The sequence below is a fragment of the Kluyvera ascorbata genome, assembly GCF_023195735.1.
In the GTDB taxonomy this organism is placed as follows: Bacteria; Pseudomonadota; Gammaproteobacteria; order Enterobacterales; family Enterobacteriaceae; genus Kluyvera; species Kluyvera ascorbata.
Map to the genome: position 1 here is coordinate 555,442 of NZ_CP096201.1, position 22,861 is coordinate 578,302.

At 54.6% G+C, this 22,861-nt stretch carries 21 protein-coding genes and 1 tRNA gene; 15 read left to right on the top strand and 7 right to left on the bottom strand.

The window, feature by feature from the left end; translation table 11 throughout:
* Positions 1-53 precede the first annotated feature (53 nt).
* A complete protein-coding gene (gene argG, locus MY052_RS02670) occupies positions 54-1,397 on the bottom strand; it encodes an argininosuccinate synthase (protein WP_035891104.1) in 1,344 nt (447 codons plus the stop codon).
* 334 nt (positions 1,398-1,731) lie between these two features.
* Here argG and MY052_RS02675 point away from each other — a divergent pair.
* The 12 genes from MY052_RS02675 to mtr all read left to right on the top strand — a co-directional run bounded on the left by MY052_RS02675 (position 1,732) and on the right by mtr (position 15,595).
* Positions 1,732-1,808 (top strand) — tRNA-Met (locus MY052_RS02675).
* 208 nt (positions 1,809-2,016) lie between these two features.
* Positions 2,017-2,469 carry a ribosome maturation factor RimP gene (gene rimP, locus MY052_RS02680; protein WP_035891101.1) on the top strand — a complete coding sequence of 151 codons (453 nt, stop codon included), beginning with the start codon at positions 2,017-2,019 and terminating at the stop codon, positions 2,467-2,469.
* A 28-nt stretch (positions 2,470-2,497) separates the two neighbouring features.
* The gene (nusA, locus tag MY052_RS02685; protein ID WP_202217112.1) at positions 2,498-3,985 is read left to right on the top strand and encodes a transcription termination factor NusA; all 1,488 of its coding nucleotides are present in this window, start codon (positions 2,498-2,500) and stop codon (positions 3,983-3,985) included.
* A gap of 24 nt (positions 3,986-4,009) precedes the next feature.
* Positions 4,010-6,703 carry a translation initiation factor IF-2 gene (infB, locus tag MY052_RS02690; protein WP_248538158.1) on the top strand — a complete coding sequence of 898 codons (2,694 nt, stop codon included), beginning with the start codon at positions 4,010-4,012 and terminating at the stop codon, positions 6,701-6,703.
* A 101-nt stretch (positions 6,704-6,804) separates the two neighbouring features.
* A complete protein-coding gene (gene rbfA / locus MY052_RS02695) occupies positions 6,805-7,209 on the top strand; it encodes a 30S ribosome-binding factor RbfA (protein ID WP_035891095.1) in 405 nt (134 codons plus the stop codon).
* Positions 7,209-8,153 (top strand): tRNA pseudouridine(55) synthase TruB, encoded by a 945-nt coding sequence (gene truB, locus MY052_RS02700; RefSeq protein WP_035891093.1) that lies wholly within the window; start codon positions 7,209-7,211, stop codon positions 8,151-8,153. The genes rbfA and truB overlap by 1 nt, the downstream gene beginning before the upstream one ends.
* A gap of 152 nt (positions 8,154-8,305) precedes the next feature.
* On the top strand, positions 8,306-8,575 hold the full coding sequence (gene rpsO / locus MY052_RS02705) for a 30S ribosomal protein S15 (protein WP_035891092.1): 270 nt from the start codon (positions 8,306-8,308) through the stop codon (positions 8,573-8,575).
* Between the two features lie 357 nt (positions 8,576-8,932).
* Positions 8,933-11,068: a polyribonucleotide nucleotidyltransferase gene (pnp, locus tag MY052_RS02710; protein ID WP_248538159.1), complete on the top strand. Its 2,136-nt coding sequence runs from the start codon at positions 8,933-8,935 to the stop codon at positions 11,066-11,068.
* A 111-nt stretch (positions 11,069-11,179) separates the two neighbouring features.
* Positions 11,180-12,064: a lipoprotein NlpI gene (gene nlpI / locus MY052_RS02715; RefSeq protein WP_035891088.1), complete on the top strand. Its 885-nt coding sequence runs from the start codon at positions 11,180-11,182 to the stop codon at positions 12,062-12,064.
* Between the two features lie 106 nt (positions 12,065-12,170).
* Positions 12,171-12,251, top strand: coding sequence for a protein YrbN (gene yrbN, locus MY052_RS02720; protein WP_100249910.1), 81 nt, complete (start codon positions 12,171-12,173; stop codon positions 12,249-12,251).
* Entirely contained in the window at positions 12,244-14,205 is a 1,962-nt protein-coding gene (locus MY052_RS02725; RefSeq protein WP_202217114.1) for a DEAD/DEAH family ATP-dependent RNA helicase, read from the top strand. The genes yrbN and MY052_RS02725 overlap by 8 nt, the downstream gene beginning before the upstream one ends.
* A gap of 145 nt (positions 14,206-14,350) precedes the next feature.
* Positions 14,351-15,595 (top strand): tryptophan permease, encoded by a 1,245-nt coding sequence (mtr, locus tag MY052_RS02730; RefSeq protein ID WP_123651651.1) that lies wholly within the window; start codon positions 14,351-14,353, stop codon positions 15,593-15,595.
* Between the two features lie 87 nt (positions 15,596-15,682).
* On the opposite strand, the gene MY052_RS02735 is transcribed toward mtr, so the two are convergent.
* The 3 genes from MY052_RS02735 to ubiU form a co-directional block, all read right to left on the bottom strand.
* Positions 15,683-16,690: a luciferase-like monooxygenase gene (locus MY052_RS02735; RefSeq protein ID WP_123651650.1), complete on the bottom strand. Its 1,008-nt coding sequence runs from the start codon at positions 16,688-16,690 to the stop codon at positions 15,683-15,685.
* Between the two features lie 135 nt (positions 16,691-16,825).
* Entirely contained in the window at positions 16,826-17,704 is an 879-nt protein-coding gene (locus MY052_RS02740; RefSeq protein WP_035891078.1) for a U32 family peptidase, read from the bottom strand.
* An 8-nt stretch (positions 17,705-17,712) separates the two neighbouring features.
* Positions 17,713-18,708 (bottom strand): ubiquinone anaerobic biosynthesis protein UbiU, encoded by a 996-nt coding sequence (gene ubiU / locus MY052_RS02745; protein WP_035891076.1) that lies wholly within the window; start codon positions 18,706-18,708, stop codon positions 17,713-17,715.
* Between the two features lie 220 nt (positions 18,709-18,928).
* Here ubiU and ubiT point away from each other — a divergent pair, with 220 nt between their 5' ends.
* The gene (gene ubiT, locus MY052_RS02750; protein ID WP_035891075.1) at positions 18,929-19,453 is read left to right on the top strand and encodes a ubiquinone anaerobic biosynthesis accessory factor UbiT; all 525 of its coding nucleotides are present in this window, start codon (positions 18,929-18,931) and stop codon (positions 19,451-19,453) included.
* Positions 19,447-19,950: a GNAT family N-acetyltransferase gene (locus MY052_RS02755; protein WP_035891073.1), complete on the top strand. Its 504-nt coding sequence runs from the start codon at positions 19,447-19,449 to the stop codon at positions 19,948-19,950. The genes ubiT and MY052_RS02755 overlap by 7 nt, the downstream gene beginning before the upstream one ends.
* On the opposite strand, the gene MY052_RS02760 is transcribed toward MY052_RS02755, so the two are convergent.
* A complete protein-coding gene (locus tag MY052_RS02760) occupies positions 19,937-20,221 on the bottom strand; it encodes a GIY-YIG nuclease family protein (protein ID WP_035891072.1) in 285 nt (94 codons plus the stop codon). The two genes, MY052_RS02755 and MY052_RS02760, sit on opposite strands and share 14 nt — an antisense overlap.
* Before the next feature lie 54 nt (positions 20,222-20,275).
* On the opposite strand from MY052_RS02760, the gene MY052_RS02765 reads away from it, so the two are divergent.
* Positions 20,276-20,701, top strand: a complete 426-nt coding sequence (locus MY052_RS02765) for a YhbP family protein (protein ID WP_248538160.1) — start codon at positions 20,276-20,278, stop codon at positions 20,699-20,701.
* On the opposite strand, the gene MY052_RS02770 is transcribed toward MY052_RS02765, so the two are convergent.
* Both MY052_RS02770 and MY052_RS02775 read right to left on the bottom strand, forming a co-directional pair.
* Positions 20,698-22,143 carry a Cu(+)/Ag(+) sensor histidine kinase gene (locus MY052_RS02770; RefSeq protein ID WP_248538161.1) on the bottom strand — a complete coding sequence of 482 codons (1,446 nt, stop codon included), beginning with the start codon at positions 22,141-22,143 and terminating at the stop codon, positions 20,698-20,700. The genes MY052_RS02765 and MY052_RS02770 overlap by 4 nt on opposite strands.
* Positions 22,133-22,816, bottom strand: a complete 684-nt coding sequence (locus MY052_RS02775) for a copper/silver response regulator transcription factor (RefSeq protein WP_035891067.1) — start codon at positions 22,814-22,816, stop codon at positions 22,133-22,135. The genes MY052_RS02770 and MY052_RS02775 overlap by 11 nt, the downstream gene beginning before the upstream one ends.
* Positions 22,817-22,861: the final 45 nt, after the last annotated feature.

Genomic DNA, 22,861 nt, shown 5'->3' on the forward strand with positions numbered 1-22,861 from the left:
CCCCAGACGTAAAAAAGGCCGCATAGGCGGCCTTTTTTATTCCCAACGCAGGCTTATTTGCCTTTGTTTTCCAGGTTCTCGACCTGCGGCAGGCCGGTTGCGGAAGAGGCGGTCAGCAGACCCGCTTTCGCGTAACCGAACAGCTTCTCGCGGGTATCGGTGATGTCGAGGTTACGCATGGTCAGCTGGCCAATACGATCGTCTGGCGAGAACACGGACTCACCTTTTTCCATGGTCAGACGCTCAGCCTTATAGGTCAGATTGTCAGACACGGTATTCAGGATGGAGTAGTCATTACCGCGACGCAGTTCCAGCGTCACTTCACCGGTTATCTGACTGGCGACCCAACGCTGCAGGCCGTCACGCAGCATCAGCGCCTGGGAATCGAACCAGCGGCCCTGGTACAGCAGTTTGCCCAACTGACGGCCATGAGAGTGATACTGCTCGATGGTATCTTCGTTGTGGATACCGGTCAGCAGACGCTCGTAGGCAATGTGCAGCAGCGCCATCCCCGGGGCTTCGTAGATGCCACGGCTCTTCGCTTCGATAATACGGTTTTCAATCTGGTCGCTCATGCCCAGACCGTGACGGCCGCCGATGCGGTTCGCTTCCAGCATCATCTCAACGTCGTCGCTGAAGGTTTTACCGTTCAGCGCGACCGGATGTCCCTGCTCAAAGCGCACGGTGACTTCTTCCGCTGGGATCTTCACGTTTTCGTCCCAGAACTTCACGCCCATGATTGGGTTAACGATCTTCACGCTGGAGTTCAGGAACTCAAGGTCTTTTGCCTCGTGCGTTGCGCCCAGCATGTTGGAATCGGTGGAATAGGCTTTTTCGACGGACATTTTGTAGTCGAAGCCGCAGGCTATCATGAATTCAGACATTTCATGACGGCCGCCGAGCTCGTCGATAAAGTCGGTATCGAGCCACGGTTTGTAAATTTGCAGTTCAGCGTTGGTCAGTAGGCCGTAACGATAGAAACGTTCAATATCGTTACCTTTATAGGTGCTGCCGTCGCCCCAGATGTTCACGCCATCTTCTTTCATGGCGGCAACCAGCATAGTACCGGTTACGGCGCGGCCCAGCGGGGTGGTGTTAAAGTAGGTCAGGCCACCGGTAGTGTTGTGGAAGGCACCACACTGAATCGCGGCGATACCTTCAGCAACCAGTTGTTTGCGGCAGTCGATCAGGCGAGCATTCTCTGCGCCATATTCCATAGCACGACGAGGGATCGCATCATAATCTTCTTCGTCAGGCTGGCCCAGGTTTGCAGTATATGCATAAGGGACAGCGCCTTTTTGTCGCATCCACAGCAGCGCTGCGCTGGTGTCAAGACCGCCAGAGAAGGCGATACCAATACGTTGACCTGCTGGAAGATGCTTGAGAATCGTCGTCATAAAGTAAAACCCTGCTTGATTGACTGAAGGAGAAATTGCTTTCGCTGTCAGTGAATTTTTATGCAAAATAAATGAGTTTTCATTTAATCATGTTTTGACTGGCATCGGAAGAGATTCATGCATTTTTATTCAAAAAATCCGCGCCGTCAGTGATGATCGCCGGTAATACCATACCGCGACGGCTTACGCATTTCTTCTGCATAGAATGTGAGGTTGACAAGCTGTGAGCGAGATCACTATACTAAAGGCCGATTTTACGTCCCGTCCTCGGTACCAAATCCCAGCATTATTTGCACTTTTTACTCAAAACGAGTAAAATTTGCCACGTTTCAGGCGCGGGGTGGAGCAGCCTGGTAGCTCGTCGGGCTCATAACCCGAAGGTCGTCGGTTCAAATCCGGCCCCCGCAACCACTTTCCCTTAGAGTTCATTTTCAAATATACTGTGAAGACTTAGGCCTTCGTAGCTGGATTTGAAAAAAAATTCTTTCGGAAGGTTCTCCAGGCCGCAGTTGCGGCTATAGGGTTCAGTTATCTAAAGCCCCGATTTATCGGGGTTTTTTGTTATCTGACTACAGAATAACTGGGCTTTAGGCCCTTTTTTTATGTCTTGGGGGTGGGTTTGTCCACATTAGAGCAAAAATTAACAGAGATGATTACAGCGCCGGTTGAAGCCCTAGGCTACGAACTGGTCGGCATCGAATTTATTCGTGGTCGCACATCAACACTGCGCATCTATATTGATAGTGAAGATGGCATTAATGTTGATGATTGTGCTGATGTGAGCCACCAGGTAAGTGCGGTGATGGACGTTGAAGATCCTATTACTGTGGCTTACAACCTGGAAGTTTCCTCTCCGGGCCTCGACCGTCCTATGTTCACTGCTGAACACTATGTGCGTTTCATGGGTGAAGAGGTTACGCTGGTCCTGCGTATGGCGGTTCAGAACCGTCGTAAGTGGCAGGGCATTATTAAAGCGGTAGACGGTGAGATGATCACCGTGACAGTCGACGGTAAAGATGAAGTGTTCGCGCTGAGTAACATCCAGAAGGCGAACCTGGTTCCCCACTTTTAACAGTCTGGATTGAGGTGAAAAGCCCGCGATGAACAAAGAAATTTTGGCCGTTGTTGAAGCCGTTTCCAACGAAAAATCACTGCCACGCGAGAAAATTTTTGAAGCGCTGGAAAGTGCGCTGGCTACAGCAACGAAGAAAAAATACGAACAAGAAATCGACGTTCGCGTTGAAATTGACCGTCGTAGCGGTGATTTCGACACCTTCCGTCGTTGGGTTATTGTCGAAGAAGTGACCCAGCCGACTAAAGAAATCACTCTCGAAGCGGCACGCTTCGAAGACGAAAGCCTGAACGTGGGCGAATACGTTGAAGACCAGATCGAATCTGTTACCTTCGACCGTATCACGACCCAAACTGCAAAACAGGTTATCGTACAGAAAGTACGTGAAGCTGAACGCGCAATGGTTGTTGACCAGTTCCGTGAGCATGAAGGTGAGATCATCACCGGCGTGGTTAAGAAAGTTAACCGCGACAACATCTCTCTGGATCTTGGTAACAACGCTGAAGCGGTTATCCTGCGTGAAGACATGCTGCCGCGTGAAAACTTCCGCCCAGGCGACCGTATCCGCGGTGTTCTGTACTCCGTACGTCCGGAAGCGCGCGGTGCGCAGCTCTTCGTCACCCGTTCTAAGCCAGAAATGCTGATCGAACTGTTCCGCATTGAAGTGCCAGAAATCGGTGAAGAAGTTATCGAAATCAAAGCTGCTGCTCGCGATCCGGGTTCTCGTGCCAAAATCGCTGTTAAGACCAACGACAAACGTATCGACCCAGTCGGTGCTTGCGTTGGTATGCGCGGCGCGCGCGTTCAAGCGGTCTCTACCGAGCTGGGCGGCGAACGTATCGATATCGTGCTGTGGGACGACAACCCAGCGCAGTTCGTGATCAACGCGATGGCTCCGGCTGACGTGGCATCTATTGTGGTTGACGAAGACAAGCACACCATGGATATCGCGGTTGAAGCGGGCAACCTGGCGCAGGCGATTGGCCGTAACGGTCAGAACGTCCGTCTGGCTTCTCAACTGAGCGGCTGGGAACTCAACGTTATGACCGTTGATGACCTGCAGGCGAAGCACCAGGCTGAAGCACACGCGGCTATCGATACCTTCACTAAATATCTCGATATTGATGAAGATTTCGCTACCGTGCTGGTTGAAGAAGGCTTCTCCACGCTGGAAGAACTGGCCTATGTGCCAATGAAAGAGCTGCTGGCTATTGATGGCCTGGATGAAGACACCGTTGAAGCACTGCGCGAGCGTGCTAAAAACGCACTGACCACTCTGGCACTGGCCCAGGAAGAAAGCCTCGGTGATAATAAACCGGCTGACGATCTGCTGAATCTGGAAGGATTGGATCGTGAGATGGCCTTCAAACTGGCTGCCCGTGGTGTTTGTACGCTGGAAGATCTCGCCGAACAAGGTATTGATGATCTGGTGGATATCGAAGGCTTAACCGACGAAAAAGCCGGTGAGCTGATTATGGCTGCCCGTAATATCTGCTGGTTCGGTGATGAAGCGTAATAAACTGTAGCAGGAAGGAACAGTATGACAGATGTAACCGTTAAAACGCTGGCTGCAGAAATACAGACCTCCGTGGATCGCCTGGTACAGCAATTTGCTGATGCGGGCATCCCGAAGGGTGCTGATGATTCTGTGTCCGCGCAAGAGAAGCAAACCTTACTGGCGCACCTGAACCGTGAAAATGGTTCTGCCCCAGATAAGTTGACTTTGCAGCGCAAAACGCGCAGTACTCTCAACATTCCAGGTACCGGTGGAAAAAGCAAATCGGTACAAATCGAAGTCCGCAAGACACGCACCTTTGTGAAACGCGATCCGCAAGAGGCTGAACGCCTGGCCGCGGAAGAGCAGGCGCAGCGTGAAGCGGAAGAGCAAGCCCGTCGTGAAGCTGAAGAAGCAGCTAAACGCGAGGCGCAACAAAAAGCTGAACGTGAGGCCGCAGAAAAAGCTAATCGTGAAGCCGCTGACAAAGCGAAACGTGAAGCTGCGGAAAAAGACAAAGTGAGCAATCAACAGACCGACGATATGACCAAAACTGCCCAGGCCGAAAAAGCCCGCCGTGAAAATGAAGCTGCCGAACTGAAGCGTAAAGCGGAAGAAGAAGCACGCCGCAAGCTTGAAGAAGAAGCGCGCCGCGTAGCGGAAGAAGCTCGCCGTATGGCAGAAGAAAATGAGAAGAATGGTGTGGATAACGCTGAACCTGTTGAAGATGCCAGCGATTATCACGTCACGACTTCTACCCATGCTCGCCAGGCTGAAGACGAAAACGACCGCGAAGTTGAAGGTGGCCGTGGCCGTGCGCGTACTGCATCTAAAGCAGCGCGTCCTCAGAAGAAAGGCAATAAACACGCTGAATCTAAAGCTGACCGTGAAGAAGCGCGTGCAGCGGTTCGCGGTGGTAAAGGCGGCAAACAGCGTAAAGGTTCCGCGCTGCAGCAGGGCTTCCAGAAGCCAGCTCAGGCCGTTAACCGTGACGTTGTGATTGGCGAAACCATCACCGTTGGCGAACTGGCTAACAAGATGGCGGTGAAAGGCTCTCAGGTCATCAAAGCGATGATGAAGCTGGGCGCAATGGCCACCATCAACCAGGTCATCGACCAGGAAACCGCACAGCTGGTTGCCGAAGAGATGGGCCACAAAGTTATCCTGCGTCGTGAAAACGAGCTGGAAGAAGCGGTAATGAGCGACCGTGACACCGGTGCTGCGGCTGAACCGCGCGCACCAGTTGTGACCATCATGGGTCACGTTGACCACGGTAAAACCTCTCTGCTGGACTACATTCGTTCTACGAAAGTGGCCTCTGGCGAAGCGGGCGGCATTACTCAGCACATCGGTGCTTATCACGTTGAAACTGAAAACGGGATGATCACCTTCCTGGATACCCCAGGCCACGCCGCGTTTACCTCCATGCGTGCTCGTGGTGCGCAGGCAACGGATATCGTTGTTCTGGTTGTGGCAGCAGACGACGGCGTGATGCCGCAGACCATCGAAGCAATCCAGCACGCGAAAGCGGCGCAGGTGCCTCTGGTTGTTGCTGTGAACAAAATCGATAAGCCAGAAGCCGATATGGACCGCGTTAAGAACGAACTGTCTCAGTACGGCGTTATGCCGGAAGAGTGGGGCGGCGAATCGCAGTTCATCCCTGTATCTGCAAAAGCGGGTACCGGTATCGACGACCTGCTGAACGCTATCCTGCTGCAGGCTGAAGTTCTGGAGCTGAAAGCGGTTCGTAAAGGTATGGCGAGCGGCGCGGTTATCGAATCCTTCCTGGATAAAGGTCGTGGCCCAGTCGCTACCGTCCTGGTTCGCGAAGGTACCCTGAACAAGGGCGATATCGTACTGTGTGGCTTCGAATACGGTCGCGTTCGTGCGATGCGTAACGAACTGGGTCAGGAAGTGCTGGAAGCGGGTCCGTCCATTCCAGTGGAAATCCTGGGTCTGTCCGGTGTTCCGGCTGCCGGTGACGAAGTGACCGTCGTTCGTGACGAGAAGAAAGCGCGTGAAGTTGCTCTGTACCGTCAGGGTAAATTCCGTGAAGTTAAACTGGCTCGTCAGCAGAAATCTAAACTCGAGAACATGTTCGCCAACATGACCGAAGGCGAAGTTCACGAAGTGAACATCGTACTGAAGGCCGACGTACAGGGTTCTGTGGAAGCGATCTCCGACTCCTTGCTGAAACTGTCTACCGACGAAGTGAAAGTGAAGATCATCGGTTCTGGCGTAGGTGGTATCACCGAAACCGACGCGACCCTGGCTGCAGCATCTAACGCTATCCTGGTTGGCTTCAACGTACGTGCTGATGCCTCTGCACGTAAAGTTATCGAGTCAGAAAGCCTGGATCTGCGCTACTACTCCGTCATCTATAACCTGATCGACGAAGTGAAAGCGGCAATGAGCGGCATGCTGTCTCCAGAACTGAAACAGCAGATCATTGGTCTGGCTGAAGTACGTGACGTGTTCAAATCACCGAAATTCGGTGCGATCGCGGGCTGTATGGTTACCGAAGGTACCATCAAGCGTCACAACCCAATCCGCGTTCTGCGCGACAACGTGGTTATCTATGAAGGCGAGCTGGAATCCCTGCGCCGCTTCAAAGATGACGTTAACGAAGTCCGTAACGGCATGGAATGTGGTATCGGCGTTAAGAACTACAACGACGTTCGCGTTGGCGATATGATCGAAGTGTTCGAAATCATCGAGATCCAACGTACCATCGCTTAATCTTCGTTAAGATTGTCGATTGTAGGCCGGGAAAGCCTCGTGCAACCCGGCAATTATTTCAAAAGGGGCTGATAGCCCCTTTTTTGTCTGGAGAATTTATTATGGCGAAAGAATTTGGTCGCCCGCAGCGCGTGGCCCAGGAGATGCAAAAAGAGATCGCAATCATCCTGCAGCGCGAAATTAAAGATCCTCGTCTGGGCATGATGACTACCGTTTCCGGTGTCGAAATGTCTCGTGACCTGGCCTATGCCAAAGTGTTTGTCACCTTCCTCAACGACAAAGATGAAGCGGCGATTAAAGCCGGCATCAAAGCGCTGCAGGAAGCCTCTGGCTTTATCCGCTCCCTGCTGGGGAAAGCGATGCGCCTGCGTATCGTGCCGGAACTGACCTTCTTCTACGACAACTCGCTGGTTGAAGGTATGCGCATGTCTAACCTGGTGACCAGCGTGGTGAAGCATGACGACGAACGTCGTGTGAACCCAGCGGACGACAGCAAGGAGGACTGATGAGTCGTCCTCGTCGTCGCGGCCGTGATATTCACGGCGTATTGTTGCTGGACAAACCGCAAGGCGCGTCCAGCAATGATGTGCTACAGAAGGTAAAGCGTATTTATAACGCCAACCGCGCCGGGCATACCGGCGCGCTGGACCCGCTGGCTACCGGCATGTTGCCGATTTGCCTCGGTGAAGCCACCAAGTTTTCTCAGTATCTTCTGGACTCCGACAAGCGTTATCGTGTGATTGCCCGCCTGGGTCAGCGCACCGATACCTCGGATGCCGATGGTCAGATCGTGGAAGAACGTCCGGTGACCTTCAGCGATGCACAGCTGGCTGAGGCGCTGGAGAGCTTCCGTGGAGACACCCAGCAGGTGCCATCCATGTACTCGGCGCTGAAGTACCAGGGTAAAAAGCTTTACGAATATGCACGTCAGGGCATCGACGTACCGCGTGAAGCCCGCCCGATTACCGTCTATGAGCTGCTGTTTATCCGCCACGAAGGTAACGAACTGGAGCTGGAGATTCACTGCTCGAAAGGCACCTATATTCGTACCATTATCGACGATCTGGGTGAAAAGCTCGGCTGCGGCGCGCACGTGATTTTCCTGCGTCGTCTGGCGGTCAGCAAATACCCGGTCGACCGTATGGTTACGCTGGAGCAACTGCATGCGCTGGTCGAACAGGCTGAGCAGCAGGGCGTTCCGGCAGCGGAACTGCTCGATCCGCTATTAATGCCAATGGACAGTCCGGCTTCAGACTATCCGATAGTCAATATTCCTTTAACCTCATCGGTCTACTTTAAAAATGGTAACCCGGTGCGGACGTCAGGCGCGCCTCTGGAAGGTCTGGTACGCGTGACGGAAGGTGAAGAAGGCAAATTTCTTGGCATGGGTGAAATCGACGACGAAGGCCGCGTGGCACCACGCCGTCTGGTGGTCGAATACACCGAGTAAGTCAGATTGTGTGGCTTGCGATAACAGAGCGCTGCGAGTAGAATATCGCGGCTTAACGCCTGCTTAATTGTTTAACAATTGGCAAGCGTTACATCAGGGGTTGCTGAATTAGAGATCGGCACCCTTTCTTTCTTTTAAATTTGGAGTTCAAAATGTCTCTAAGCGTTGAAGCTAAAGCACAAATCGTTTCTGAGTTCGGTCGTGGCGCTAACGACAGTGGTTCTACCGAAGTTCAGGTTGCACTGCTGACTGCACAGATCAACCACCTGCAGGGTCACTTTGCAGAGCACAAAAAAGATCACCACAGCCGTCGTGGTCTGCTGCGCATGGTTTCTCAGCGTCGTAAACTGCTCGACTACCTGAAACGTAAAGATGTTGCACGCTACACCGCGCTGATCGAGCGTCTGGGTCTGCGTCGCTAATTCTAGCGAGTTTCAGAAAGAGGGGCCTTTACGGCCCCTTTTTTCCACCAGACAACGCCAATTTAAGAGAACAGAGTGCCCGTAGAAACGCTGTTTGTGCCCCGGTAATCCTCCCTGTCTACGTCTTGTTTAGACAAAATTGAGCTGAAATTACCGACACAGCAGTATTTTGAAAGATAACGGGTATAATGTATTGTTGTTGTGCATATTCTTCGTTGCAGAGGTTCGCGCGGCTAATGAGAGGCTTTACCCGCATCGGGTTAGGGTTGTCATTAGTCGCGAGGATGCAAAGAAGATCGGTTTCATCGGTCGGTACGCCAGAGGGTGTGCCGCCATTTAATAAGAAAGGATAGAATTTTGCTTAATCCGATCGTTCGTAAGTTCCAGTACGGCCAACACACCGTAACGCTGGAAACCGGCATGATGGCGCGTCAGGCAACTGCTGCTGTTATGGTTAGCATGGATGACACTGCGGTATTCGTTACCGTTGTCGGTCAGAAAAAAGCGAAACCAGGCCAGGACTTCTTCCCGCTGACCGTTAACTATCAGGAGCGTACCTACGCTGCTGGTCGTATTCCAGGTAGCTTCTTCCGTCGTGAAGGCCGCCCAAGCGAAGGCGAAACCCTGATCGCGCGTCTGATTGACCGCCCGGTTCGCCCGCTGTTCCCAGAAGGCTTCGTTAACGAAGTTCAGGTTATCGCGACCGTGGTTTCCGTTAACCCACAGGTTAACCCAGACATCGTTGCTATGATTGGCGCATCTGCTGCCCTGTCCCTGTCCGGTATTCCGTTCAACGGTCCAATCGGTTCTGCTCGCGTGGGTTACATCAATGACCAGTACGTGCTGAACCCGACTCAGGACGAGCTGAAAGAAAGCAAGCTGGACCTGGTTGTTGCCGGTACCGAAGCTGCTGTACTGATGGTTGAATCCGAAGCAGAACTGCTGAGCGAAGACCAGATGCTGGGCGCCGTAGTATTCGGTCACGAGCAGCAGCAGGTTGTTATCAAAGAAATCAACGAGCTGGTTAAAGAAGCCGGCAAACCACGTTGGGATTGGCAGCCAGAAGCCGTCAACGAAGCGCTGAACGCGCGCGTTGCTGCGCTGGCAGAATCTCGCCTGAGCGACGCTTACCGCATCACCGACAAACAGGAGCGTTATGCTCAGGTTGACGTGATCAAATCTGAAGCTATCGCTCAGCTGACTGCAGAAGACGAAACCCTGGACGCTAACGAACTGGGTGAAATCCTGCACGCTATCGAGAAAAACGTTGTTCGTAGCCGCGTACTGGCAGGCGAGCCGCGTATTGATGGTCGCGAAAAAGACATGATCCGTGGTCTGGACGTACGTACTGGCGTTCTGCCACGTACTCACGGTTCCGCACTGTTCACCCGTGGCGAAACTCAGGCGCTGGTTACGGCGACCCTGGGCACCACCCGTGATGCACAGAACCTCGACGAACTGATGGGCGAGCGTACTGATAACTTCCTGTTCCACTACAACTTCCCTCCGTACTGCGTAGGTGAAACCGGTATGGTCGGTTCTCCTAAGCGTCGTGAAATTGGTCACGGTCGCCTGGCGAAACGCGGCGTGCTGGCGGTAATGCCAGAGCTGGACAAATTCCCGTACACCGTTCGTGTGGTTTCTGAAATCACCGAATCTAATGGTTCTTCTTCCATGGCTTCCGTTTGTGGTGCTTCCCTGGCGCTGATGGACGCAGGCGTGCCAATCAAAGCTGCCGTTGCGGGTATCGCGATGGGTCTGGTGAAAGAAGGCGACAACTTTGTTGTTCTGTCTGACATCCTGGGCGACGAAGACCACCTGGGCGATATGGACTTCAAAGTTGCGGGTTCCCGCGACGGTATCTCTGCACTGCAGATGGATATCAAAATTGAAGGTATCACCAAAGAGATCATGCAGGTTGCTCTGAACCAGGCTAAAGGTGCACGTATGCACATCCTGGGCGTGATGGAACAGGCGATTAACGCGCCGCGTGGCGACATTTCTCAGTTCGCTCCACGTATCCACACCATCAAGATCAATCCAGACAAGATCAAAGACGTTATCGGTAAAGGCGGTTCTGTAATCCGTGCCCTGACCGAAGAAACCGGCACCACCATCGAAATCGAAGATGACGGTACCGTTAAGATCGCAGCGACCGACGGTGAGAAAGCGAAATTCGCTATCCGTCGTATCGAAGAGATCACTGCAGAAATCGAAGTAGGTCGTATCTACAACGGTAAAGTGACCCGTATCGTTGACTTTGGCGCGTTCGTTGCCATCGGTGGCGGTAAAGAAGGTCTGGTACACATCTCTCAGATCGCTGACAAGCGCGTTGAGAAAGTGACCGACTACCTGCAGATGAACCAGGAAGTACCGGTTAAGGTTCTGGAAGTTGACCGTCAGGGCCGTATCCGTCTTAGCATTAAAGAAGCAACCGAGCAGTCTCAGCCTGCCGCCGCACCGGAAGCTCCGGTAGCGGAACAGGGCGAGTAAGGTTTGCCTTTTGCCCTCCGCGTTTGCGGAGGGCACATTTAGCTGGCAGGATGCCTTGTTTGCAGGCGGGGGACAGGACGTTCATCCAATTGTTGTCTTCGGGAGTGGGAAATGAAGCCTTTTTTGCGCTGGTGTTTCGTTGCGACAGCACTCACGCTGGCAGGATGCAGCAACTCTGCCTGGCGTAAGAGTGAAGTCCTCGCAGTGCCATTGCAACCGACGTTACAGCAGGAAGTGATCCTGGCACGCATGGAACAAATACTTGCCAGTCGGGCTTTAACCGATGACGAACGCGCACAGCTTTTATATGAGCGCGGAGTGTTGTATGATAGTCTCGGTCTGAGGGCATTAGCGCGTAACGATTTCTCGCAAGCGCTGGCAATCCGACCTGATATGCCTGAAGTATTCAATTACTTAGGCATTTATTTAACGCAGGCAGGCAATTTTGATGCTGCCTATGAAGCGTTTGATTCTGTACTTGAGCTTGATCCAACTTACAATTATGCGCACTTGAACCGCGGCATCGCGCTTTATTACGGTGGCCGTGCGAAGTTAGCGCAAGATGATCTGCTGGCGTTTTATCAAGACGATCCCAATGATCCTTTCCGCAGTCTGTGGCTTTATCTCGCTGAGCAGAAGCTCGATGAGAAGCAGGCGAAAGATGCGTTGAAGCAACGCTTCGACAAATCGGATAAAGAACAGTGGGGATGGAACATTGTCGAGTTCTACTTAGGCAACATTGACGAAAAAACGTTAATGGAGCGCCTGAAGGCGGACGCAACGGATAACACCTCGCTCGCTGAGCATCTCAGTGAAACCAACTTCTATTTAGGTAAGTATTACCTAAGTCTTGGGGACAAGAACAGCGCTACGGCACTGTTCAAACTGGCGGTTGCCAACAACGTACATAACTACGTTGAGCACCGATACGCATTGTTGGAATTATCGCTCCTGGGCCAGGACCAAGATGACCTGGCAGAATCGGACCAGCAATAGCTGACGACTACATCAGCCCGTAATCTTTTTTGATTGCCATCACCTTCGCGGGTGAGGGCGTTGTTGTTCGTTAATACACCTACTTTGAGCCGGTTCACACTTTTCAATGAAAATTGCAGATCAATTTCATGATGAGTTATGTAGACTGGCCGCCATTAATATCGAGGCACTTGTACTACATGGCTGAATTCGAAACCACTTTTGCAGATCTGGGCCTGAAGGCTCCTATCCTTGAAGCCCTTACCGATCTGGGTTACGAAAAACCATCTCCGATCCAGGCTGAGTGCATTCCGCACCTGCTGGGCGGTCGTGACGTTCTGGGCATGGCCCAGACAGGTAGTGGTAAAACCGCAGCGTTTTCCCTGCCACTGCTGAACAATCTTGATCCTGAGCTGAAAGCACCACAGATTCTGGTGCTGGCACCGACCCGCGAACTGGCGGTTCAGGTAGCTGAAGCCATGACTGAGTTCTCTAAACATATGCGCGGCGTAAACGTGGTTGCCCTGTACGGCGGCCAGCGTTATGACGTGCAGTTACGTGCCCTGCGTCAAGGGCCACAGATTGTCGTCGGTACCCCAGGTCGTCTGCTGGACCACCTGAAGCGCGGTACTCTGGATCTCTCTAAACTGAGCGGTCTGGTACTGGACGAAGCTGATGAAATGCTGCGTATGGGCTTTATCGAAGACGTTGAAACCATCATGGCTCAGATTCCAGAAGGTCATCAGACCGCTCTGTTCTCTGCAACCATGCCGGAAGCTATCCGTCGTATTACCCGTCGCTTTATGAAAGATCCACAGGAAGTACGCATTCAGTCCAGCGTAACGACCCGTCCTGACATCAGCCAGAGCTACTGGTCTGTGTACGGCATGCGCAAAAATGAAGCGCTGGTACGTTTCCTGGAAGCTGAAGATTTTGATGCGGCGATTATCTTCGTTCGTACCAAAAACGCGACCCTCGAAGTGGCTGAAGCCCTGGAACGTAGCGGCTACAACAGCGCCGCACTGAACGGTGACATGAACCAGTCCCTGCGTGAGCAGACTCTGGATCGTCTGAAAGACGGTCGTCTGGATATCCTGATCGCAACCGACGTTGCGGCACGTGGTCTGGACGTTGAGCGTATCAGCCTGGTCGTTAACTACGACATCCCGATGGACTCCGAGTCTTACGTTCACCGTATCGGTCGTACCGGTCGTGCGGGTCGTGCTGGCCGTGCGCTGCTGTTCGTTGAGAACCGCGAGCGTCGTCTGCTGCGCAACATCGAACGTACTATGAAGCTGACCATTCCAGAAGTTGAGCTGCCAAACGCAGATCTGCTGGGCAAACGCCGCCTGGAAAAATTCGCCGCGAAAGTACAGCAGCAGCTGGAAAGCAGCGATCTGGATCAGTACCGTGCACTGCTGGCGCAAATCCAGCCGACCGCGGAAGGCGAAGAGCTGGACGTTGAAACGCTGGCCGCTGCGTTGTTGAAAATGGCACAGGGCGAACGTTCTCTGATCGTTCCACCAGATGCGCCAATGCGTCCTAAGCGTGAGTTCCGTGACCGTGACGATCGTTTCGAACGTCGTGACCGTAACGACCGTGGTCCACGCGATCGTAATGACCGTGGTGGCGAAGATCGTCCTAAACGCGAACGTCGTGACGTTGGCGATATGGAACTGTACCGCATTGAAGTGGGCCGTGATGACGGCGTTGAAGTTCGTCACATCGTTGGCGCTATCGCGAACGAAGGCGACATCAGCAGCCGTTACATCGGTAACATCAAGCTGTTCGGTACCCACTCTACTATCGAACTGCCAAAAGGCATGCCGGGCGAAGTGCTGCAGCACTTTACTCGTACCCGCATCCTGAACAAACCGATGAACATGCAGCTGATCGGCGACGCGCAGCCTCGTCCAGAGCGTAGCGGTCGTAGCTTCGGTGGCGAACGTCGCGAAGGCGGCCGTAGCTTCGGTGGCGAACGTCGTGAAGGCGGTCGTGGTTTCGGCGGCGAGCGTCGTGAAGGCGGTCGTGGTGATGGTCGTCGTTTCAGCGGCGAACGTCGTGACGGCGGTAGCCGTGCGCCGCGCCGTGATGATGCTGGTACTTCTGCTCCACGTCGTGATGACTCTACCGGTCGTCGTCGTTTCGGCGGTGACGCATAAGCCTCACGGTTTAAAAGCGTAAAGTAATATATACAGCCCCGATCGTCATGATTGGGGCTTTTTTTATTTCATTTGTACTCGTGTACTGGTACAGTGCGACACATTAAAATGCAGTAGCAAAACAATACACTGGAGAAAAGGCTGTATGGCGACACTAACCACCACCCAAACGTCACCTTCACTGCTTGGCGGCGTGGTGATCATCGGCGGCACAATCATTGGTGCGGGGATGTTCTCTCTGCCGGTGGTCATGTCCGGTGCGTGGTTCTTCTGGTCGATGGCGGCGCTGGTGTTTACCTGGTTCTGCATGCTGCACTCCGGGCTGATGATCCTCGAAGCGAACCTGAACTACCGTATTGGCTCGAGCTTCGACACCATCACTAAAGATCTGCTGGGCAAAGGCTGGAACGTGGTAAACGGTATCTCCATTGCCTTCGTGCTCTATATCCTGACCTACGCCTATATCTCGGCGAGCGGCTCCATTCTGCATCACACCTTCGGTGAGATGTCGCTGAATGTTCCCGCGCGTGCGGCAGGCTTTGGCTTTGCGCTGCTGGTGGCGTTCGTGGTGTGGTTGAGCACCAAAGCGGTAAGCCGTATGACGGCTATCGTACTGGGCGCTAAGGTGATTACCTTCTTCCTGACCTTCGGTAGCCTGATGGGCCACGTCACGCCCGCTACGCTGTTTAACGTAGCGGAGACGCATGCCAGCTATACGCCTTACCTGCTGATGACGCTGCCGTTCTGTCTGGCCTCGTTTGGCTATCACGGTAACGTACCGAGCCTGATGAAGTACTACGGCAAAGATCCGAAGACCATTGTTAAGTGCCTGGTCTACGGTACGCTGCTGGCGCTGGCGCTTTATGCCGTTTGGCTGCTGGGGACGATGGGTAACATACCGCGTCCGGAGTTTATCGGTATTGCGCAGAAGGGCGGCAACATTGATGTGCTGGTGCAGGCGCTGAGCGGAGTGCTCAATAGCCGTAGCCTGGACCTGCTGCTAGTGGTGTTCTCCAACTTCGCGGTGGCGAGTTCATTCCTCGGCGTGACGCTGGGTCTGTTCGACTACCTGGCGGATTTGTTCAAATTTGATGATTCTGCGCTGGGCCGTTTCAAAACCGCGCTGCTGACCTTCCTGCCGCCGATTATCGGTGGCCTGCTGTGGCCGAACGGTTTCCTGTACGCTATCGGCTATGCCGGGCTGGCGGCGACCATCTGGGCGGCGATTGTACCGGCGCTGCTGGCACGTAAATCCCGCAAGCGCTTTGGTAGCCCGAAATTCCGCGTCTGGGGCGGTAAGCCGATGATTGCGCTGATTCTGGTGTTTGGTGTGGGTAACGCGCTGGTGCATGTGCTGTCGAGTTTTAATCTGCTGCCGGTTTATCAGTAAGGTATTCGCCTGGTGGCGCTACGCTTACCGGGCCTACGTTCTTGTGTAGGCCGGATAAGGCGAAGCCGCCATCCGGCACAAACCACACTACCCCAACAATTCTTTCTTCACATCCATCGCCAACCCAAACGAATGCAGTCGCGCCTGATGATCGAAAATCTGGCCGTTGACCATAATCTCATCCGCCTGCGTCTCCCGCAGAATTGACTCCAGTCCGTGGCGCACCTTCGCCTTATCGCCCACCAGCGACATCCGCAGCGCCTGATCCACGCCGTATTTCTCCGATGGTGACCAGAAATGTTCCATCTGCTGAATCGGTGGCGGTAGCTGCCCGGTTTCACCACGGCGCAGTTTGGTGAACGCCTGCTGCATCGAGGTGAAGAGGAATTCGGCATCTCGGTTGCTGTCGGCGGCGATGATATTGATGCACACCATCGCGTACGGTTTCTCCAGCCGCGCCGACGGCTTGAAGTTGGTGCGATAGAGATGCAGCGCCTGGAAGAGCATATCCGGCGCGAAGTGTGATGCGAAGGCAAACGGCAGACCAAGCTGCGCGGCAAGCTGCGCGCCGTACAGGCTGGAACCGAGCAGCCACACCGGAATCTTCTCGCCATAGCCCGGTACCGGGCGCACCTGTGGGTCAGGGTCGACCGCATCAAACCAGTCCACCAGCTCCGCGACGTCACGCGGGAAGTTATCGATATCGCCGCTCATATGACGGCGCAGCGCGCGCATCGTCGGCTGATCGCTGCCCGGCGCACGCCCCAGACCGAGATCGATACGGCCAGGATAGAGCGTATTGAGCGTACCGAACTGCTCGGCAATCACCAGCGGCGAGTGGTTAGGCAGCATCACGCCGCCGGAGCCCAGATGCAGCGTGGTGGTGTGGGCGGCGAGATAGCCAATCAGTACCGAAGTTGCCGCGCTGGCGATACCTACCATATTGTGGTGTTCCGCCAGCCAATAGCGGTGGTAGCCGCGCTTTTCAGCGAGCTGTGCGAGATCGAGCGAATGGGAGAAGGCTTCTCGCGCGGAGGAACCCTGAGGGATCGGCGCGAGGTCGAGCACCGAGAATGCAACGGTTTTGTCAGTCATAAAGGCTCACTTTGCTACAGCATAGTCATCAGATTGAAGGTCTTGTTCCAGCCGGGATATCCCCGGCCAGAAAAGCTGCATCTTTAATAATGCATTAAAATCTGACCATTGTTGTTAACAAAGTGAGCGGTTTTATCAGGCCTGCAATTCCAGCCCGGCCAGACGCTTCCAGTAACCGTTACAGTCGCTATTGGCCGTCAGCGGCAGCGGAGCATTGCCATTTTCGTTGGCGCGGAAGGCGTCGAGCATGGCGAAGGTCTCATTGCCCATCGGTGACAGACGCACCATATCAACCAGCCCATGCATCGATGTCAGTTCGTTGCCGAGGTTGTAAACGTAGCCGCTCATGGTCTGAATACCGTTCAGCACGAACACCTGCTGATTCTCCTGCGACAGCATGCTGCGCCCGTTCGGGTACTTGATACAGCAGGTCTCACACTCATCCTTTGGCTTATCTTCCGAGCGCGCGGTAAAGCAGCGGGCGGAGTAGGCCAGCGGCAGATGACCGTAGCTCAGCACTTCCACTTCAAACTTATCGCGGATGCCCAGCTCTTCGCACTGATTAAGCAGGTTCACCAGCCAATCGCGAGAGAGTTCAACCGGCATGCACCAGCGCACCATGCCCTGTTTTTGCAATATCCGCAGGGTGACGGCGTTGTAGCAGTTCAGTGCATGGCCGGCGACAAACGGCAGCTTGCGCTCGGCGCACAGGTTCACCACCCCAAGGTCGCTGGCTTCAATCAGAAAATCGCCGTTCTCCACGTAGCGCTTGAGTTCGCCCAGTTCGGACGATGCCTGAACCAGCGCCAGCGTAGAGAGCACCACCTGTTTGCCGCTGCCCGCGAGGGATTTTGCCATATCCAGCCAGTCGCCCACTTTGGTGGCGCGGCGCTTGCTGCATACCGCTTCACCGAGATAAATGGTATCGGCGTGGCTCGCGGCGGCCTGCTGGTAAAAATCTTCCAGCGTCTCTTTTGACCAGTAGTAAAGCACTGGCCCTAATGAATATTTCATTGCTGTTCCTACTGCCATTTACGGTGATATGCGCCAAGTGTGGTCTGAGTGCCTTCCGACATCGATCCGAGCGTTTCCATCCACGCCGCCTGCGGGGCAAAGTTCTGCGGGTCCGCCATGCAGCGATCGATCGCCTGACGCCACACTTTTGCCACCTGGCTGACGTACGCCGGGCTACGCTGACGGCCTTCGATTTTCACCGAGGCAATATTGGCGGCCAGCAGCTCCGGCAGCAGCTCCAGCGTGTTAAGGCTGGTTGGCTCTTCCAGCGCGTGATAGCGCTCGCCGTCGACCAGATAACGACCTTTACACAGCGTCGGGTAGCCCGCGTTTTCGCCGTCCTGATAACGGTCGATCAGCACTTCATTAAGGCGAGATTCCAGCCCCTGTGGCGTTTGCTGCCAGCGAACGTAGCGCGCAGGCGAACAGGCGCCGACGGTATTTGGTGACTCACCGGTCAGATAAGAGGAGAGGTAGCAGCGGCCTTCGGCCATGATGCACAGGCTACCAAAGGCGAACACCTCCAGCGGCACCGGCGTGACGCGGGCTAACTGTTTCACCTGATGAATAGAAAGTACGCGCGGCAGTACTACGCGGGCCACGTCAAAGTTGCGATGGTAGAAATTAATCGCCTCTTCATTGGTCGCCGATGCCTGAACGGAGACATGACGCTCAATATGCGGGTAGCGCTCTGCGGCATACTCAAGCATGGCAAGGTCGGCGAGGATAAGGGCGTCGGCACCCAGCTGGGCGGCCATATCTACGGCACGCTGCCAGCGGACGTAGCCGTCCGGGTGCGCAAAAGTATTGATCGCGATGTGCAGCTTACGTTTATGCTGGTGTACGAAGTTCACCGCTTCCTGCAGCTTTTTCTCGGTGAAGTTCAGACCGGCGAAATGGCGGGCGTTAGTATCGTCCTTCAGCCCGATATACACCGCATCGGCACCGTTTTCGATAGCCGCCTTAAGCGCCGGAAGGTTTCCGGCAGGGCAGAGCAACTCCATAATTCTTCCTGAGTTTGCGGCCCGGCTGGGGCGCATTATTGTTAATGAATGGAGATTTTAGTTAACCTATCGCTAATCATTTTTGATTTGAGGCAGACAAAAGCGTATTGATGACGCCAATAATCCCTCTACCTCACGACATAATTGTTGATTTACGCCGCTATGTCGTTTAACTGATATGGCAAAATAACGGAACTATTGCATTCAGGGAGTAAAGCTTGTGTTGGATAAACTGCGTTCACGTCTGGTCCATGTCGCACCGACTCTGATGAGCGTTCCGGTGAAATTCACGCCGTTCGCGCTTAAACGGCAGGTCCTTCAGCAGGTACTAAGCTGGCAGTTCCGCCAGGCGCTGGATGACGGTGAACTGGATTTTCTCGATGGCCGCTGGCTGAGTATTGAGGTGCGTGATATTGGCCTCACCTGGTTTACCTCCGTTGAGAACGGGCGGTTGGTTGTCAGCGACGCCGCTCAGGCGGACGTGAGCTTCAGCGCGGATGCCAGCGATCTGTTAATGATCGCCGCGCGCAAACAGGACCCGGATACGCTCTTCTTCCAGCGCCGGCTGGTGATTGAAGGGGACACGGAGCTGGGTCTCTATGTCAAAAACCTGATGGATGCCATTGAGCTTGAGCAGATGCCAAAGGCGCTGCGCATGATGCTGATGCAGCTGGCCGATTTCGTTGAGGCTGGCCTAAAATCACCATCAGAAACTAAACATACATCGGTAGGTGAGCCATGCTGATTCGAGTAGAAATTGGAATTGATGCGCCGGGCATCGACGCGCTGCTGCGTCGAACCTTTAAGCGTGACGGTGAAGCCAATCTGGTGCGCGAGCTGCGTGAAGATGGCTTGATCACGCTCGGGCTGGTCGCGACGGACGATGAAGGTCACGTCGTGGGCTATGTGGCCTTTAGCCCGGTCAGCATTGAAGGTGAAGAGCTGCAGTGGGTGGGCCTGGCTCCGCTGGCGGTTGACGAAGAATACCGCGGTCAGGGGCTGGCGCGTCAGCTGGTCTATGAAGGGCTGGATTCACTGAACGAATTTGGCTACGCGGCGGTAGTGACGCTGGGTGAACCTGAACTTTACGGTCGTTTCGGCTTTGAGCGTGCGGCACAGTACGATCTGCGCTGCCGTTGGCCGGGCACCGAAGACGCGTTTATGGTACATCGTCTGGCGGACGATGCGCTGAACGGCGTTCACGGGCTGGTGGAGTATTCTGACCACTTCAATCGTGTTTAAGGCTGCTCAGTAACGTTTCGAATGAACCGTCACCGGCAACGAGGCGCTCTTTCTGGCGCTTCGTTAGCTGCTTAATGCGATACTCGAGGCGCAGCGCCAGCGAGTGCTCGCCGACCTCACCGGAAAACGCCAGGCGCAGTTCGCCTTTGCCGCGCAGCGCTTTCGCCCCTTTACCGCTTTGATGCTGGTGGAACCGTCGCTCAACGTCGGTAGTGATACCGGTATACAATTTGTCGTCCTCGGTACGGACGAGATACAGAAACCAACGCACGTGCGGCAACCTGTCTATGTGTGTGAACGCACCATAGCATAACGGAGAGAACAGATGGAAACCCTCACTGCTATTAGCCGCTGGCTGGCAAAACAACACGTTGTCAGCTGGTGCGTGGCGAAGGAAGGCGAGCTGTGGTGTGCGAACGCGTTCTACGTGTATGACCCCCAGCGCGTAGCGTTTTACCTGCTAAGTGAAGAGACCACACGCCACGGCCAGATGACGGGCCAACAGGCGCCGGTGGCGGGCACAATCAACGGCCAGCCAAAGACCGTCGCGCTGATTCGCGGCGTGCAGTTCAAGGGTGAAATTCGCCTGCTGAGCGGTGAAGAAGCCGAAGAAAAACGCGCGCTCTACGTCAAACGCTTTCCCGTTGCCAGGATGCTCTCCGCGCCGGTGTGGGAACTGCGCCTCGATGAACTGAAGTTCACCGATAACACCCTCGGCTTCGGCAAGAAGCTGCACTGGCTGCGCGACTAAACCTTCAGTTTTGGCAATTCAATGATAAAGCGCGTGGCGACGGTATCGGACGTCACGCTAATCTTCCCGTGATGGGCGCGAATAATCGACTTCACGATAGCCAGCCCAATCCCGCTGTTTTCCCCTTTCCGCTGCCGTGAAGGATCAACCCGGTAGAAGCGATCGAACAGGCGCGGCAGATGCTCATCTGAAATCGGTGTCCCCGGATTTTCCACGCTGTAGATAACCTTATCGTCCTGCGAACTTACCTGCACGGTCACCGACATTCCGCGTGGGGTGTAGCGAATAGCGTTGGAAAGCAGGTTGTTGATCACCCGGCGGATCATCAGCGGATCGCCCATCACCAGCGACGGCTGCCCGACAAAGCGGAGCGTCACGTCGCGCTCTTCCGCCCAGGCTTCGAAGAACTCAAATACCTTTATGGTTTCGGTTTGTAGATCCAGCGGTACGCTCTCCGGCACCAACAGATTTTCATCCGCCTGCGCCAGAAACAGCATGTCGCTGACCATTTTTGCCATCCGGTTGTACTCTTCGAGGCTGGAGTAGAGCACGTCTTCCAGCTCTTTCACCGTGCGCGGATGGCTTAAGGCGATTTCAGTCTGGGTCACCAGGTTGGTGATTGGCGTGCGAATTTCATGGGCGATATCGGCGGAGAAGTTGGCCTGACGACGGAACACGTCTTCGATCCGGCCGATCATCTGGTTAAACGAGATAACCAGTTGCTCCAGTTCGATCGGCACGCGCGTGGGATCCAGCCGCACGTCGAGATTTTCCGAGGTGATATTTTTGATCTCCAGGCTGACGTCGCGCAGCGGCTGGTGGCCTTTACGTACCGCGATCAGCACGATCACCACGATAAGCAGGCTGATGACGGCGGCGATCATCATCAGGTTGCGCTTGAGCTCTTTGAGATAGTGCAGATGGAAGTCTATCGACAGCGCGGTGAGCAGCGTATAGCGATGGGTATCGCTCTGAATCGTTGACGCGATAACCCGGTAGGTCGTCGTCGGCAGAGCGCTGGCCTCATGGCCTGCCATCGCAGGCATACTGCTGCCAACCCAGCGGAACATGCGTTGAGATTTCAACGCCTGCGAAAACTGGGGAGATGCAAAGATCGGCGACAGATCGGGTCCGGTCGGTGAGCGGTAAAGCTGCGGGTTATCTTCGCTTCTCAGTAGCACGACAATATTGCGATACCCCGCCAGCGCGCTCTGGACGTTGGCCATTTTCTCGGCTTCCGGCGTATCCGGAGCGGTGAGCTGCGCGTTAAGCGTCGCGTTCACCTGCTTCAGGTCGTTCACATCCTGCTCGGCGAAGTGTTTTTCCACCGAATACAGCATCATCCCGGTGAAGGCGGCAAACGCGATAATGGTCGCCAGGCTGATGAAAAAGGTCAGGCGGGTAGCCAGCGAGAACGGGCGGCGGCGCGCGTTAGCCTTCATCGCGAACCTCAAGCACGTAGCCCACGCCGCGTACTGTCTGAATCAGCTTCGGCGTAAAATCGTTATCCATTTTGGCGCGCAGGCGCTTGATGGCAACGTCGATGGCGTTGGTGTCGCTGTCGAAATTCATATCCCAGACCTGGGAGGCTATCAGTGAACGTGGCAGCACCTCGCCCTGATGGCGCAGAAAGAACTCCAGCAGCGTAAACTCTTTACTGGTCAACGTGATGCGGGTGTCGCCGCGCGTGACTTTACGGGAGACGCGGTCGAGGGTCAGGTCGGCAACCTGTAGCTGACTTTCCACTATCACCGCGGCTCCGCGGCGCAGCAGCGTTCGAACGCGCGCCAGAAGCTCGGCGAAGGCGAAGGGTTTCACCAGATAATCATCAGCGCCCAGCTCTAGCCCTTTTACGCGGTGTTCAATAGTACCGAGCGCGGTGAGCAGCAGAATCGGCATGCCTTTGTTAGCGGCGCGGAGCATGCGAACAATATCCCAGCCGTTGACGTCAGGTAGCATAATATCCAGCACAATCAGGTCGTAATCGGCGGTCATCGCCAGGTGATAACCGTTGAGGCCGTTGTCGGTGTGGTCCACCACAAAGCCCGCTTCCGTCAGCCCTTTTGCCAGGTACTCGCCCGTTTTGATCTCGTCTTCCACCACCAGAATTTTCATCTGCCCTCCATCGCCGCTGCGTGATGGAGCCATTCTAATGGAGCG